14 protein-coding genes are annotated in these 13,779 nt (G+C 64.6%); 4 read left to right on the forward strand and 10 right to left on the reverse strand.

Annotation, left to right across the window (positions count from 1 at the left end; genetic code table 11):
• Nucleotides 1-99 precede the first annotated feature (99 nt).
• From C474_RS15285 to C474_RS15295, 3 genes are read left to right on the forward strand one after another with little or no spacing between them, the layout of a single operon-like run.
• Nucleotides 100-1,287, forward strand: coding sequence for a UxaA family hydrolase (locus tag C474_RS15285; protein ID WP_049917077.1), 1,188 nt, complete (start codon nucleotides 100-102; stop codon nucleotides 1,285-1,287).
• Nucleotides 1,284-1,598, forward strand: coding sequence for a UxaA family hydrolase (locus tag C474_RS15290; RefSeq protein WP_008388398.1), 315 nt, complete (start codon nucleotides 1,284-1,286; stop codon nucleotides 1,596-1,598). The genes C474_RS15285 and C474_RS15290 overlap by 4 nt, the downstream gene beginning before the upstream one ends.
• Entirely contained in the window at nucleotides 1,595-2,707 is a 1,113-nt protein-coding gene (locus C474_RS15295; RefSeq protein WP_008388400.1) for a UxaA family hydrolase, read from the forward strand. The genes C474_RS15290 and C474_RS15295 overlap by 4 nt, the downstream gene beginning before the upstream one ends.
• Nucleotides 2,708-2,755: 48 nt before the next feature.
• On the opposite strand, the gene C474_RS15300 is transcribed toward C474_RS15295, so the two are convergent.
• Both C474_RS15300 and C474_RS15305 read right to left on the reverse strand, forming a co-directional pair.
• A complete protein-coding gene (locus C474_RS15300) occupies nucleotides 2,756-3,520 on the reverse strand; it encodes an IclR family transcriptional regulator (RefSeq protein WP_008388402.1) in 765 nt (254 codons plus the stop codon).
• A gap of 115 nt (nucleotides 3,521-3,635) precedes the next feature.
• On the reverse strand, nucleotides 3,636-4,592 hold the full coding sequence (locus tag C474_RS15305; protein ID WP_008388404.1) for a C-terminal binding protein: 957 nt from the start codon (nucleotides 4,590-4,592) through the stop codon (nucleotides 3,636-3,638).
• An 874-nt stretch (nucleotides 4,593-5,466) separates the two neighbouring features.
• Here C474_RS15305 and C474_RS15310 point away from each other — a divergent pair.
• On the forward strand, nucleotides 5,467-5,868 hold the full coding sequence (locus tag C474_RS15310; RefSeq protein ID WP_008388406.1) for a helix-turn-helix domain-containing protein: 402 nt from the start codon (nucleotides 5,467-5,469) through the stop codon (nucleotides 5,866-5,868).
• A 272-nt stretch (nucleotides 5,869-6,140) separates the two neighbouring features.
• On the opposite strand, the gene C474_RS15315 is transcribed toward C474_RS15310, so the two are convergent.
• From C474_RS15315 to C474_RS15350, 8 genes are all read right to left on the reverse strand, one after another.
• On the reverse strand, nucleotides 6,141-6,653 hold the full coding sequence (locus C474_RS15315; RefSeq protein ID WP_008388408.1) for a 3-isopropylmalate dehydratase small subunit: 513 nt from the start codon (nucleotides 6,651-6,653) through the stop codon (nucleotides 6,141-6,143).
• Nucleotides 6,650-7,963, reverse strand: coding sequence for a 3-isopropylmalate dehydratase large subunit (locus C474_RS15320; protein ID WP_008388411.1), 1,314 nt, complete (start codon nucleotides 7,961-7,963; stop codon nucleotides 6,650-6,652). The genes C474_RS15315 and C474_RS15320 overlap by 4 nt, the downstream gene beginning before the upstream one ends.
• 42 nt (nucleotides 7,964-8,005) lie before the next feature.
• Entirely contained in the window at nucleotides 8,006-8,971 is a 966-nt protein-coding gene (locus C474_RS15325; protein ID WP_008388413.1) for a hydroxymethylglutaryl-CoA lyase, read from the reverse strand.
• Nucleotides 8,968-10,173: a CaiB/BaiF CoA transferase family protein gene (locus C474_RS15330; protein WP_008388415.1), complete on the reverse strand. Its 1,206-nt coding sequence runs from the start codon at nucleotides 10,171-10,173 to the stop codon at nucleotides 8,968-8,970. The genes C474_RS15325 and C474_RS15330 overlap by 4 nt, the downstream gene beginning before the upstream one ends.
• A 54-nt stretch (nucleotides 10,174-10,227) precedes the next feature.
• A complete protein-coding gene (locus C474_RS15335; protein ID WP_008388416.1) occupies nucleotides 10,228-11,628 on the reverse strand; it encodes a dihydroorotase in 1,401 nt (466 codons plus the stop codon).
• A complete protein-coding gene (locus tag C474_RS15340) occupies nucleotides 11,625-12,284 on the reverse strand; it encodes an isochorismatase family protein (RefSeq protein ID WP_008388417.1) in 660 nt (219 codons plus the stop codon). Before C474_RS15340 ends, C474_RS15335 begins: the two co-directional genes overlap by 4 nt.
• Nucleotides 12,285-12,357: 73 nt before the next feature.
• A complete protein-coding gene (locus tag C474_RS15345; RefSeq protein WP_008388418.1) occupies nucleotides 12,358-13,335 on the reverse strand; it encodes an LLM class flavin-dependent oxidoreductase in 978 nt (325 codons plus the stop codon).
• The gene (locus C474_RS15350) at nucleotides 13,332-13,730 is read right to left on the reverse strand and encodes a nuclear transport factor 2 family protein (RefSeq protein WP_008388419.1); all 399 of its coding nucleotides are present in this window, start codon (nucleotides 13,728-13,730) and stop codon (nucleotides 13,332-13,334) included. Before C474_RS15350 ends, C474_RS15345 begins: the two co-directional genes overlap by 4 nt.
• Between the last annotated feature and the right edge of the window lie 49 nt (nucleotides 13,731-13,779).

Below are 13,779 nucleotides of genomic sequence, written 5' to 3' on the forward strand. Positions count from 1 at the left end.
CCTCCCTAATCTGCTGGTGACCCTCCGTCTCGGGAGGAAGTTCGGCGCGCGGCGGTTCCAGCGAAAAGACTAACAGGATACTCTCCGACCATTGTTCTCATGGGACAGTCATTTAGCGGGTACCGCAGGCCGGACGGCCGGGTGGGCGTCCGCAACCACGTCGCCGTCGTCCCCACGTCAGTCGCCGCCGCGGCCGTCTCGTCCGCAGTCGCCGACGACGCAGGAGCGTGGGCGCGGGCGACACCGCACCAACTCGGAACCAGCCAACCGGACGCTGCGAGGCGGCAAACCGAACGAGTGTTGGCCGGCGTCGGGCGAAACCCGAACGTCGGCGCGGCACTCGTCGTGGAACTCGGAACCGAAGACATAACGGCCGACGCCGTCGCGGACCGAATCGCGGCCGGCGGAACCGCGACGGAGACGCTCACTATCCGCGAAGCGGGCGGGACGGCGGCCGCCCTCTCGGAGGGGGCGGACCGCCTCGACCGTCTGAACGAGGAGGCCCAACGCGCCAGACGCGAGGAGGCCGACGTTTCCGAACTCGTCTTCGGCGTCGAGTGCGGCGGCAGCGACGCCACCAGCGGAATCGCGGCTAACCCGGCGGTCGGCGCGGCCTGCGACCGACTCGTGGAGGCGGGGGGAACCGCTTGCTTCAGCGAGACGCCGGAGTTCATCGGCGCGGAGCACATCCTCGCCGACCGGTGCGTCGACGACGAGACGCGGGACAAACTGCTCGAACGCGTGGACGCCCGCGAGGGGATGGCCGAACTGATGGGCGTCGACCTCCGCGGCGCACAACCCACGCCCGGCAACCAGGAGGGCGGCCTCACCACCATCGAGGAGAAGAGCCTCGGAGCCATCTCGAAGGGCGGGACGACGCCCGTCCGCGGTATCGCCGATTACGCCGAGGACCTGCCGGTCGGCGGCGGACTCACCCTGATGGACACGCCGGGGTACGACGTAGAGAGCGTCGTCGGCAAGGTGTCCGGCGGCGCGCAGGTAATCGCTTTCACCACCGGTCGCGGCAGCACGACGGGCAACCCCATCGCGCCGGTCATCAAGGTGACCGGCAACCCGAAGACGTGGGAGAAGATGTCGAACAACATCGACGTCAACGCCGGGACGGTGTTCGACGGCGAGTCTATCGACTCCGTCGGCGAACGCGTCTTCGAGACGTTACTCGAGGTGGCGGACGGTCGGCAGACCGAATCCGAGCACCGGCGGCTGGAGGAGTTCGCCATCAACGAGATTCAACCCGAGGAGCTCGAAGCGGAGGCGGGAGCATGAAGGGTCGCGTCCTCGACGACGCCCTCCTCCTCCTGAGCGAGTCGGACAACGTCGGAACGACCGTCGACGACCTCGGGTCGGGGACCGAAGTCGACTTCGACGGCCGGACCGTCGTCCTCTCCGAGAACGTTCCGTTCGGTCACAAAGTGGCGGTCGAGTCGTTCTCCGCCGGCGACGAGGTTCGGAAGTACGGCGAGGTCATCGGAACCGCGACGCAGGCGATAGCGGCCGGCGAATGGGTCCACACGCACAACTGCGAGAGCACTCGCGGCCGCGGCGACCGCGCGGCCGCCGGAGGTGAGACGGCGTGAGCGTCCCGTCCGTCACCGGCCGGACGTTCGAGGGCGTCTCCCGAGACGACGGGAGCATCGGCGTCCGCGACAACGTCCTCGTCCTCCCCTCAGTTATCTGCTCGCACATCGTCGCCGACCGCATCGCGACGCGCGTCGACAACGCCGTCTCGGCGCCGCACGACCACGGCTGCGCGCAACTCGGCGCCGACAACGAACAGACGCGGCGGACGTTCCTCTCCTTGGCGCAGAACCCGAACATCGCGGGCACCGTCGTCGTCGGACTCGGCTGCGAGGAGATCCAGAGCGCCGACGTGGCGGGCGAACTCGAATCGCGGAACGTCCCCGTGAGAGAGCTATCGATACAGGGCGTCGGGGGGACCGACGAGTGCGTAGAACGGGGCGTCGACGCGGCGTCGGACCTCGTCTCCTCGCGTCGGACGGACCGGTCGGACGCCACCATCGGCGACCTGACGCTCGGCATCGTGTCTAGCGACCTCGACGCCTCCACGGTGGACGTCGCGGACCCCCTCGTCGGCCACGTGGCGCGCGCCGTCGTCGCCGCCGGTGGCCGCGTCGTCGTCGCCGGGAACGAACGCGTCGTTGCCCACTCCGAGGCGGTTCGCGAAACGACCGACGAAACCGCCCGGGACTCGTTGGACGACTTGGTTGCTCGGCACGACGGCCACCCGCCGCGGGCCACGCGGGTCGGCCGATTCGCCCGCAAGCGCTCGTTCGAGGAGGTGACGCGCTCGTGGGGGACCCGCGACGTGTCGGAAGTGCTCGCGTACGGCGAACGGGCCAGCGTCTCGGAGGGCCTCGCTCTCGTCGACGCGCCGTCGCGGTTCGGCGAAGCGACGACGGCGCTCGCCGCCGCGGGCGCGAACGTCGTCGTCCACGTCACCGGCGACGGCATCCTCGCCGGACACCCCCTCGTCCCGGTCGTGAAAGTGACCGGCGATCCCGGGACGGCGGCGGCGCTCCCGGACGACATCGACGTGGAGGCGGCGAACGCGGACGCCGACGACTTACTGGAGACGCTGGTCGCCGTGGCGAACGGCGAGCGGTGTCGCGCGGAAGAACACGGCCTCACGGAGTTCGCCATCACGCGCGTCGGGCCGTCGATGTGAACGTCGGCTCGACCGTCCGATGAACGTCCGCGCCGAAGGCGCGCCGCGTTACGAATACGTCAGATTCAGTTCGATAACGTTCGCCGCGCTCCGGACCCGTTCGGGAACCTCCGACCGGAACGTCTCGCCTTTCATTCGGCTGGTCGGACCCGAGACGCTCACGGCGCCGATAGCGTGTCCGTCGGGGTTCGTGATGGGTGCGGCGACGCATCTGAGTCCGGAGAGACGTTCCCCGTTGTCGGTGGCGTACCCGCGTTCGCGGATGGCGGCGAGTTCCTCGTCGAGTTCCTCCCGCGTCGAGATGGTGGTGGCCGTCCGCGCCGGCAGGCCCCATCGGTCGACTATCTCGTCGACCCGTTCCTCGGGGAGGTAGGCGAGAACCGCCTTCCCGAGCGAGGTGCAGTGCAGACCGACGCGCATCCCGGCGTGGGTGTCGAGGTTGACCGCCTGTTCGCCCTTGGCGCGGAAGAGATAGACCCCCTCGCCGTGTTCTTCGACCAGCAGGTTCGCTAACTCCCCCGTCTCGTCGGCTAGCGACTGCACCTCCGGTTTCGCCACGTCGTAGATTCCCATTCGGTCGCGCGCGTGCTCGCCGAAGTCGAGGAACTTCAGGCCGATGCAGTACGACTCGTCCTGCCAGTCGACGTACTCGTGTTCGCGGAGCGTCCGAAGGTGGCTGTAGACGGTGCTCTTCGGCAGGTCGAGTTCGTTCGCCAACTCGGTCACACCGGCGCTCCCCTTCTCCTTCAGCGCTTCGAGGATTCGAAGCGAGGTTCCCAGTGCCCCGATTGTGTTCGCAGTGTTTGCGCCCATGCCACGCGTCCATTGCTATTCATTACACATAACAGTTGTTCACAGTCGCAGAACGTGTTTCCCGTCATGGTGGTGGCTTTGCCGATATCGTCGTGCGCGTTCCGGGCGCCTCGACTCAGTTGCCACCGACGTGATTGACCGGATTTCGGGGTTCTTCGCCCTGGAGGACGCTGAGGACGTCAACTGTCACCGTCCGCCTGAGTTCCTGGGAGGACTCCTCGGAGTACCAGGAGACGTGGGGCGTCGCGACGACGTTGTCGAGTTCGAGGAGCGACCGGTTTTCGGGAGGTTCGGTCGGCATCACGTCGATGCCCGCCCCGCCGATGCGGTCCGCGGCGAGGGCGTCGTGCAGGTCGTCCGTATCGACAACGGACCCGCGGGACGTGTTGACGAGAATCGCCGACTCGTCCATCGCGTCGAAGGCGTCGGCGTCGAACATCCCCTCCGTCTCGTCGGTCAAGGGGGCGTGGACGGAGACGAAGTCCGATCGTTCGAGCAATCCCTCGAAGTCCACCTTCTCCGCGCCGTGCGCCTCGACTTCTTCGGCGTCCACGTAGGGGTCGTACGCGACGACGTCTACGTCGAACGCGCGCGCCTTCTCCGTCACCGCACGCGGAATCTTCCCGAATCCGGCGAGTCCGAGCGTCCGTCCCGCGAACCGGTGAATGGGTTTGCCGGTGGTCCAGTCCCACGCCCCGTCGCGTATCTCGCGGTCGTAGCGCGCGACGTTGCGGACGCAGGCCAAAAGAAGCGAGAAGGCGTGCGTCGATACCTCGTCGATGCAGTACGCGGGAACGTTGAGAACGCGGACGCCGTGTTCCGTGGCGGCGTCCACGTCGACGCTGTCGACGCCGATTCCGTACCGTCCGACGACGGCGAGGTCGGTCGACTCGAACACTGTCTCGTCCACCCGCGCGTACTGGACGAGAAGCGCGTCCGCCCCCTCGGCCGCTACCGCGACTTCGTCGGGCGATTTCACCTGCGCCGCCTCCAGTTCGATGCCCGCCTCCTCCGCGAGTTCGCGTTCTATCGAGAGGTCGGGAAAGTCGTAGTCGGTCACGACGACTTTCATGCGTTCCCCCGTTCGATGCTTGCGCGTCCGGACGCAGTTTGTACGGTGGTGCTCATGCGCTGGTATCTCTCCGTACGTCGGTCCGTAGCGAGTTCAACGTTGCCCCGTCGGAGTCGCTGTTCTTCTCGAATTGCTTTGTCGGAGGAGAGGGCAGTGATCACCCACGGAAAGCTACGCTCGCCTCAGTTGGGGATTTTCGATTCCCGAAATCGTCGGGACCGATGTAATTGAACCACACCGGTGTGATGCAAGTCGAAAGAATCGTGGGGAGAGAAGCGTTCTCGGCCGCGGGTCTGACGGTTGAGACCGCCGACCCTTTGATAGACAATACGACGACATAGAATACGGCTATGAACGGATTTGGGGTACTGTCGGGACTGATGTGTTCGTTATCTACGCTATCGGTTCGATATACGACCGGACCCTCTCAAAAGGAATTCAAAGATAGCTAAAAAGATATGAATCCAGATTTCTAGCGATATATTCGTTCGGTATGTCTCCACTCCTCGAAATGATGTTGTCATACTAGAATATTCGCACAAAATGGATCTCAACTCCCGCTTTCCGACGACGATCAAGTCTGCATCCTGTCTCTCCGCGTACTCGCTGATTCGGATAGTGGACGTGCCTCGGTCAACGTCGTAGCAATAGAAACCGAGTGTATCGGACGGGACGACGTCGCGGGTACTGACCGGGGAACGCTCGTCCTCGGTGACGGGTTCGCCCTCGCGGACGGATCAACCGCGACCGACGCGACCCGGTGGCTCGTCGGTATGACTTCCGGACCCGAGCTATCTGCCACAGAAGCGTACAGACTTGCGGAAAACCTACACAAGTCTTTTAATGATATAACGACTACCTAGTTTCGATAACAATGCCCGATTCTATGGCGGAACAACTCCAGCAGGATATGGAGTGTGAGGGGCTCCTCGAGTGTTTCCACGGACTCAAACAGCTCGATAAGGACTGTTTCCACGCGCTCGTGGAGGCGACGGAACCACTCACCATAGACGAGATTGGTCAAGCGGTCAACCGCGAGCGTTCGACCGCCTACCGTGCAGTCCAGCGCCTGCTTCAGGCGGGGTTCATCCAGAAAGAGCAGGTCAATTACGAGCAGGGCGGGTACTACCACGTCTACTCGCCGACGGACCCCACGAAGATTACGCAGGATATGCAACGGATGCTCAACGACTGGTACGCCAAGATGGGACAGCTCATCCAGGAGTTCGAGAACAAGTACGAGGAACCGCAGACGACGGCACCGGCCGAAAGCTGAGAGACGAGTTTGGTCGGTCCGTCTCTCGGCTCTCCCGTTCCACGACAGTCGTCGTCGATTCTCCCGGATTACTCGTGACTCGGAGAATTCGGCCTGTTATTCTGCTCCATGGACCCGTGACGTTCACAAACGAGAACTACGCGACCTTGAGTCGGCGTTCGACGTGTTCGGACGGATATGAAGCCAAAAACGACTAGAGATATCCAATCTCGCCTCAACGTTCTCTCCTGTTCCGAGCGTGAATCTATCTTATCGTACGGTGCCGACCGCGGTTAATCACTCTCCCTACCAGCCAGTTTCGCCTTCGTGTACGCCTTCAACCCTCCCTGTTCGACGAGCGTCTGAAGGAACTCCGGGAGCGCCTCCGCATTGTACGTCTCGCCGGTTGTGTGGTTGTACACAACGCCTTCGCCGAGGTTCATGCATATCTCGTCTCCGTCGTCGATGATGCCTGCTTCGGGGCAGATGAGGACAGGCAATCCGAGATTGATCGCGTTTCGGAAGAAGATACGCGCAAACGACTGCGCGACGACACCGGCCACGCCCGCTCCGACGAGCGAGAGGGGGGAGTGCTCCCGGGAGGACCCGCTCCCGAAGTTCTCTCCTGCGACGACGAAGTCGCCGGAGTCGACGTTTTCGGAGAACTCTGGTCTGAGGTCCTCGAACGCGTGCGTCGCCAGTTCGTCGGGATCCGAGGAGACGATGAACCGCGAAGGCGTAATCTGGTCGGTGTCGATGTCGTCGCCGAACACCCAGGCCCGTCCCGGTTCGCTGGGGTCGGTCACGCCTCCACCTCCGCGAGGATGGTGTCGTCGTAGCGTTTGGTCTCAATACGTCGCGGGTCGGTAATCTCGCCGTAGAGCGCACTCGCTCCCACTGTCGCCGGACTGGCGAGATAGACGTGCGAATCCATCGACCCCTCACGGCCGGCGAAATTACGGTTCGCCGTCGCGAGGCAGACGTCGCCGTCGCCGAGGACGCCCTGATGATAACCCGCGCACGGGCCGCATCCCGCGCTCTGGATGACCGCGCCGGCGTCGGTCAACGTCTCGAAGACGCCCGTCTTCAGCATGTGTCGGTAGACGGACCCCGACGCGGGAACGACGACCATGCGGACGTTCGGTGCGAGTTCCTCCCCTTCCAAGACGTCGGCGACCAGTTTGATGTCCTCGTACCGCCCGTTCGTGCAGGTGCCGACGAACAGTTGGTCTATCTCCGTCCCCTCGACTTCGGTCACGTCGACGGCGTTCTCGGGGTTCGACGGCTTCGACACCTGCGGTGCGAGGTCCGCGGCGCGGTAGGTGTGCACCTCGTCGTAGGTCGCGTCGTCGTCCGAGCGGAGACTCGGATCGATATCGACCGCCCGGCCCGTCTGTCGTTCGAGATACTCGGCGGTGCGGTCGTCAGGTTCGACGTAACCCGCCTTGCCGCCCATCTCGATAGCCATGTTCGCGAGGACGAGACGCTCGTGTATCGGCAGCGATTCGATTGCCGACCCGGCGTACTCCGCAGTTTCGTACGTACAACCGGCGAATCCCACGTCTCCGATGAACTTCAGGACGAGGTCTTTCGCGTAAACGCCGTCCGGGAGGTCACCGTTCACCTCGAAGCGAATCGTCTCGGGAACGCGGAACCAGAGTTCGCCCGTCGCTAACGCGGTTCCGAGGTCGCTGGACCCGACGCCCGTTCCGAACGCGCCGATTCCACCGTACGTCGTCGAGTGTGAGTCCGCTCCGACGACCAGGTCGCCGGGTCCGACGAACCCTTCCTCGACGAGGACGGCGTGACAGATACCGTCTCCGACCTCGAATTGGTGCGCTCCGTGTTCGGCGGCGAACCGACGGAGGGCGTTGTGATTGTTCGCCGCCTCGACGCCGTCTGCGGGGGCGTGGTGGTCGATTGTCAGCACCGTCCGGTCGGGTGCGAACAGCGTCGCGTCCTCGCCCGTCACCTCGTAGAACGTCTCGAAGGCGAGCGGTCCGGTGATATCGTGGGCCATCGCGACGTCCACCGCCGCTTCGACGTACGCACCTGCGCGGACGTCCTCGCCCGCCTTCGCGGAGAGTAATTTCTCCGAGAACGTCTTTCCTGTCATCGCTCAACCTCCGAGGCCGACGCTGAAAACGTCGTCGGGCGTTCAGACATCGTTGTCACCTTCGTCTCTCTCGACTGTTTCGAGCACGCGTTCGACGGTACCGCCCGCGAGGACGTGACTCGGCGTTCCGAGTCCGAGTCGCTCGGCAACGTCGTGGGCGACGGACTCGACCCGACCGAAGTTCGCCCCGTTCGGTACGCCCATCCGGTCGAGCATCTGCACCAGGTCCTCGGTCGGCGTGTTGCCGACGCCGGAGAGGTCGCCGGGCAGGACGACGCCGCCGCCCAGCCCACAGACCGAGGCGTCGAAGCGGTCGACGCCGACGGTCATCGCGGCCAACGTGTTCGCCAGACTCATCCCGTTCGTGTCGTGGAGGTGAAGCCCGACGTCCAGGTCGGGGTGCTTCGAGAGCACCCGCCCGAACGCCTCCGACACCTCGACGGGGTTCGCGAGACCCATCGTCGTCGCCAGCGTCACCTCGTCGACGCCGGCATCGACGACGCGGTCCACGATGGACAGCGTTTCTTCGCGGTCGATAGCACCCTCGTACGGGCAGTAGAAGCTCGTTCCGATGCCGGCTTCCACGTCGACGCCGTGGTCGTGCGCGTGGGCGACGATATCCTCGACCTCTGTGAGCACCTCCGTTCTCGTCCGGTTCTGGTTCTTCTTCGTGTACGTCTCGCTCACCGTCACCAGCGCGTTCACCTTGTCGACGCCGGCATCTATCGCCCGTTCCGCGCCGACGAGATTCGGGACGAGCGCCCGGTAGGTCACGTCGTCGCGACGCTCGATTCGCGCGGCCACCTCGTCAGCGTCGCGGAGGGTCGGCACCGCCTTGGGGTGCGTGAACGACGTGAACTCCACCTCGTCGACGCCGGTGGTCGACAGCGCGTCGATTATCTCCACCTTCTCGTCGGTGGGGACGAACTCGTCGAGTCGCTGGAACCCGTCGCGCGGGAGCATCTCGACGAGGTGGACGCGGTTCGGCAAGTCGTCAACGAGGCTCATACGACCCCCTCGGATTCGAGGTCTGCGAGCGTCGACTCGTCGTAGTCGAGTCGCTCACGGTACACCTCGTCGTTGTGTTCGCCGAGTCGTGGCCCGAGATGCCTGACCTTTCCCGGTGTCGCCGAGAACTTCGGGAAGACGTTCTGTACCGTCGCCTCGCCGAGTTCCGGGTCCGGGACGTTGATGTACGCCTCGCGCGCGGCGTAGTGTTCGTCTTCGAGGATGTCCGCGACGTTGTAGACGGGGCCGATGGTGGCATCCGCCTCCTCGAACGCCGATAACACCTCCTCGCGGGTGTGATTGTTCATCCAGTCTTGGATGATGGCATCGAGTTCGTCCACGTGCTCCAGTCGCGCCTCGTTCGTCTCGAAGCGCGGGTCGTCCTTTAGGTCCGGTCTGTCGATGGCATCGAACGTCCGCATCGCCAGCGGTTGTGCGCTGGCCGAGATAGCCACCCAGCGGTCGTCGCCCGTTCGGTAGACGTTCCGCGGGGCGGAGGACGACGAGCGATTGCCTCCCCGTTCTTCCACCTCACCGAGTTGGTCGTACCGAAGCGGTTGCGGACCGAGCAGGCTGAATATCGGTTCGATGAGGCTCGTGTCGATGTACTGACCGCCGCCGCCGCTCACGTCGCGGTGATAGAGCGCGAACATGATGGCGAACGTCGAGAACAGTGCCGCGACGCTGTCTGCCAGCCCCGTCGGCGGCAGAAGCGGCGGCCTGTCCGGGAAGCCGTTGAGGTGGGCGAATCCCGACATCGCCTCCGCGAGCGTTCCGAATCCCGGCCGTTTCGCGTACGGGCCGTCCTGTCCGAACCCCGACATCCGCAGCATCACGAGGCCGTCGTTCACGTCTGAGAGATGCTCCCACCCGACGCCCCAGCGTTCCAGTGTCCCGGGTCGGAAGTTCTCGATCAGCACGTCCGCCTCGCGCACGAGGTCCTCGAACACTGCCCCGCCCTCGTCAGTGGAGATGTTCAGCGTGACGCTCAGTTTGTTCCGCGAGAGATATTTGTGCCAGAGGCCGACGCCGTCCTTCTGGGGTCCGAACTCTCGGATATGGTCGCCGAACTCGGGGTGCTCTATCTTGATGACCGTCGCTCCGAAGTCGGCGAGAAACCGACCCACGGTCGGTCCGGATATCATCGACCCCGCTTCGAGGACGACGAGTTCGGAGAGCGGTCCGTTGGTTTCGTCAGTCATTGTATCATTCGTTGTCGTTATCTTGGTGCGTTCGTTCGCTTCTGTTCGACTCCGCTACACCGGTCGGTCGACGTGCGTGCCGTACCCGCGTTCACCGACTATCTCCCCCTCGTCGAACGCGAGGCGGCCCTTCACTATCGTCTGCGTGGGCCACCCGGTCACCTCGCGACCCTCGTACGGCGAGTAACCCGAGACGCTGTGGAGCAGTTCCGGTGTGACCGTCTTCGTCTCGTCTACATCGACCACGGCGAGATCCGCGTCGCTGCCGACTCTGACCGTTCCCTTCTTGGGGTAGAGGTTGAACGCCTTCGCCGCGTTCGTGCTGGTCACCTCGACGGCGCGTTCCAGCGAGATGCGACCCTCGTTCACCCCCTCCGACAGTATCAGCGGCAGCATCACCGGCGTCGAGGGGAATCCCAAGAGACTGTCGCGGATGCCGTCGCCGAACTTCTCCTCCGCGAGGTTCGCGCAGTGGTCCGTACCGATACAGGAGATAGTGCCGTCCGCGAGACGCTTCCACAATGTCTCTTGATCGTCTGCCGACCGTACGGGCGGGTTCACCTTCATCCGCTCGTCGCACTCTTCGGTCGTCAGCGTGAGGTAGTGAATACACGTCTCGCCCCACGACTCGTAGCCGGCGTCGTGGAGGCGGGCGAGTTCGTCGGCCGTCTCGCCCGAGGAGATGTGGACGGCGTAGAATCGGTCGTCGTAGCCGTGGACCTTGGCCAGTGACGCCCCGGCGACCATGCTCTGCGTCTCGGCGTAACCGGGGAACTCCTCGACCATCACTTCGTAGCCCTCCTCGGTGTCCGCCTCGGTGTCGTCGGATTCGGAGGTGAGGTAGACGTTACCGCCCGCCAGCGCGTTCGTTATCTCGACGTTCTCGGAGTGGTAGCCGAGCGTCGTCGGCACGTCCTGTTCCGCGAGCGTTCGGACGAACGCGTCGCCGAAGTCGTCCTTCATGTCGCAGTCGACGCCGAACTTCTCGCGGGCGGCGTATTTGTAGTTCATGTACCACTTGAACGTCGTGATACCGAACTCCTCGATTATCGAGGGGATTTCCTCGACGTGTTCCATCGAGAGCAGGCCCAACGAGAAGAAGTAGTCGTGGTAGTAGTTCTCCTCGGCCTCCTCGAAGTACGACGGCATCACCTCGGCGTACGCGCCGGGGCGGCGGAAGTAGTTCCCGATGGTCGTGATGCCGCCGACGAGGTCCGATTTCGACTCAGACTCGGCGTCGGCGTCGAGGCCGCGGTAGATGCCGTGGTGGGTGTGCGGGTCGATTGCTCCCGGCAGGACGTGTTTCCCGCTCGCGTCGATTTCGGTCGCTCCGGGGAGCGTCCCCGGCGCGCCGACCGCCGCGATCGTCTCACCGTCTGCAGCGACGTCGGCCTCGAACGTTCCGTGTTCGGGCGTGACGACGGTTCCGCCTTTGACGACGAGGTCGTACGTCATAGCGTTTCGACCCACTCTCTGACCTCTTCGGCTTCCAGCACTTCGGCATACTTCATCCAGAGGTCCAACAGTCCGATCTTGTGCGAAGCCTCGATGCGGTCGAAGATGCACTCCTGCGGCAGAGCGACGCTGAGTCCGTTCTGCTTGGCGTCGACGGCTGTCGCCCGGACGCACCCGCTGGTCGAGTTGCCGACGATGATCACGGAGTCGTGTCCGCCGCGAACCAGACGCGACAGGAGGTCGGTCCCGTAGAACGCCGACGCGTAGGACTTGTCGACAACCGTCTCGCCCGGTTCAGGGGCGACGGGTTCGACGATGTCCAAGTCGGGGTGGTCGGGGTCGTCGTAACTGGACGGGACGACGCGGGTGTACGTCACGGGCACGTCGTTCTCGCGCGCGAAGTCGAGGAACGGTTCGATGTGGTCGATGGCGTTCCACGCCACCTCGCCCATGGCGGTGCGGTACTCCTCGATAGCGTCGAGGATGGGGACGTCTTCGCCGACGATGAGTCGCTGCATGTCGATGACGAGTACCATCGGATTCTCGCCCATCCCGCGCGACTCCCACGACGAGGCGCCCTCCTTGTCGTATCCGGCCTTCTCGATGACCTGCTCGTCCCTCTCGGAGAGCAGGTCCTCCCAGATGCGTTCTGTCATAACTCGGTTTGATAGGGATCCGTTGGCAGGTAGCATAAAAGTACGGCACGGGTGAACGTGGCGTGCGGACAGGTCAGGGGGCGAACGTCTCTAGCGTCCGCTCTATCCACGCGGCGTCGACACCGCCCGGTGCGCGGACCACGGGGAGGTCGACACCCATCTCGCGGATCGCTTCGAGCGAGTCGCGAGCCGCGGCGGGCGTTCCGACGATGGCGACTCGGTCGAGGAACGCGTCGGAAACCTCCTTGGTTCCCGCCTCCGCCGTCGGCGCATCGCACACCGCGGTCACGTCGTCTTCGAGGCCGGCTTCCGCCGCGACCCGACCGTAGTAGCCGGGGACGTCTCGCAAGTAGGAGGCGACGTGCTCCGCCGCGGCACGGCGGGCGACCGTGGGGTCTTCGTGGACCGAAGTGAGGACGTACATCGCGACGTCGACATCCGAGACGTTCCGCCCGGCCCGTTCGGCGCCGGTTCGGAGCCACGATTTCGCCTCCTCGAACCGGTCACTCGGGTAGAGGTTAGGCACCCATCCGTCCGCGACCTGCCCGGTGAGGCGGACGTTCGACGGACCGAGCGCCCCGTTGTATATCGGAATCTCCTCGCGGACTGGTTCGAAGGCGTCCCAGAAACTCGTTCGTTCGGGGCTATAGAACTCCCCCTCGAATGAGGAGGCATCGCCGCACAGATAGCGTCGGACGAGTTCGACGTACTCGTGTAATCGGAGAAGCGGTCGCTCGAACGGGAGGCCGTGGAACGTCTCGACGACGCCGGGGTGGGCGACGCCGAGGCCGAGAATCGCGCGGCCGTCCGAGTGCTCGTCGAGCGTTGCTGCGGCGGCCGCCAGCGTCGCCGGCGTCCGGCCGAACACGTTGACGATGCCCGTCGCCAGTCCCACTGAATCCGTATGGACGGCCCACCGCTCCAACTTTCCGAACGCCGTCTTCCCTTGCCCCTCGGCGGCCCAGACAGACTCGTAGCCGAGGTCCTCCGCGCGAACGACGAGCGACGGGTCGTCCCGGAGTGCGAACAGAACCGCCGTTCGGTCGCTCATGGACTCTTCTCCGTCGCATCCGAACGGACGGGGACGACACCGTCGGCGGCGAGGTCGTTCCAGATATCGAGCCGCTGTATCTCTCCGTCCCGAATCTCGTACACGTCCGCGTACCGGACGCCCGAAAATTCCTCGCCGTCGTTGTCGACGCCGTACAGCGTTCCGAGACTGACGACGTGCGGCCCCGCCTCTATCCAGCGGTCGAACTTCTTTGCCGCCCGCGCGTACCGGGGTGCGAGGAACGACAGGAACTCCGACGGCGCGTCCGGCCCTTCGAACCTCCCACCGGGAACCGTGATCACCGCATCCTCGGCGAACAGTTCGCCGACCGTCTCCCGGCGGTCGTCCGCCATCCGCTCGAAGAACTCCTCGACTACCGCTCTCGGCGTGCGCATGTCTCACGTGTGATGGCCACGCACATATACTGCTCTATCGGTGCTGACG

This window comes from Halogeometricum pallidum JCM 14848 (assembly GCF_000337095.1).
Taxonomy (GTDB): domain Archaea; phylum Halobacteriota; class Halobacteria; order Halobacteriales; family Haloferacaceae; genus Halogeometricum; species Halogeometricum pallidum.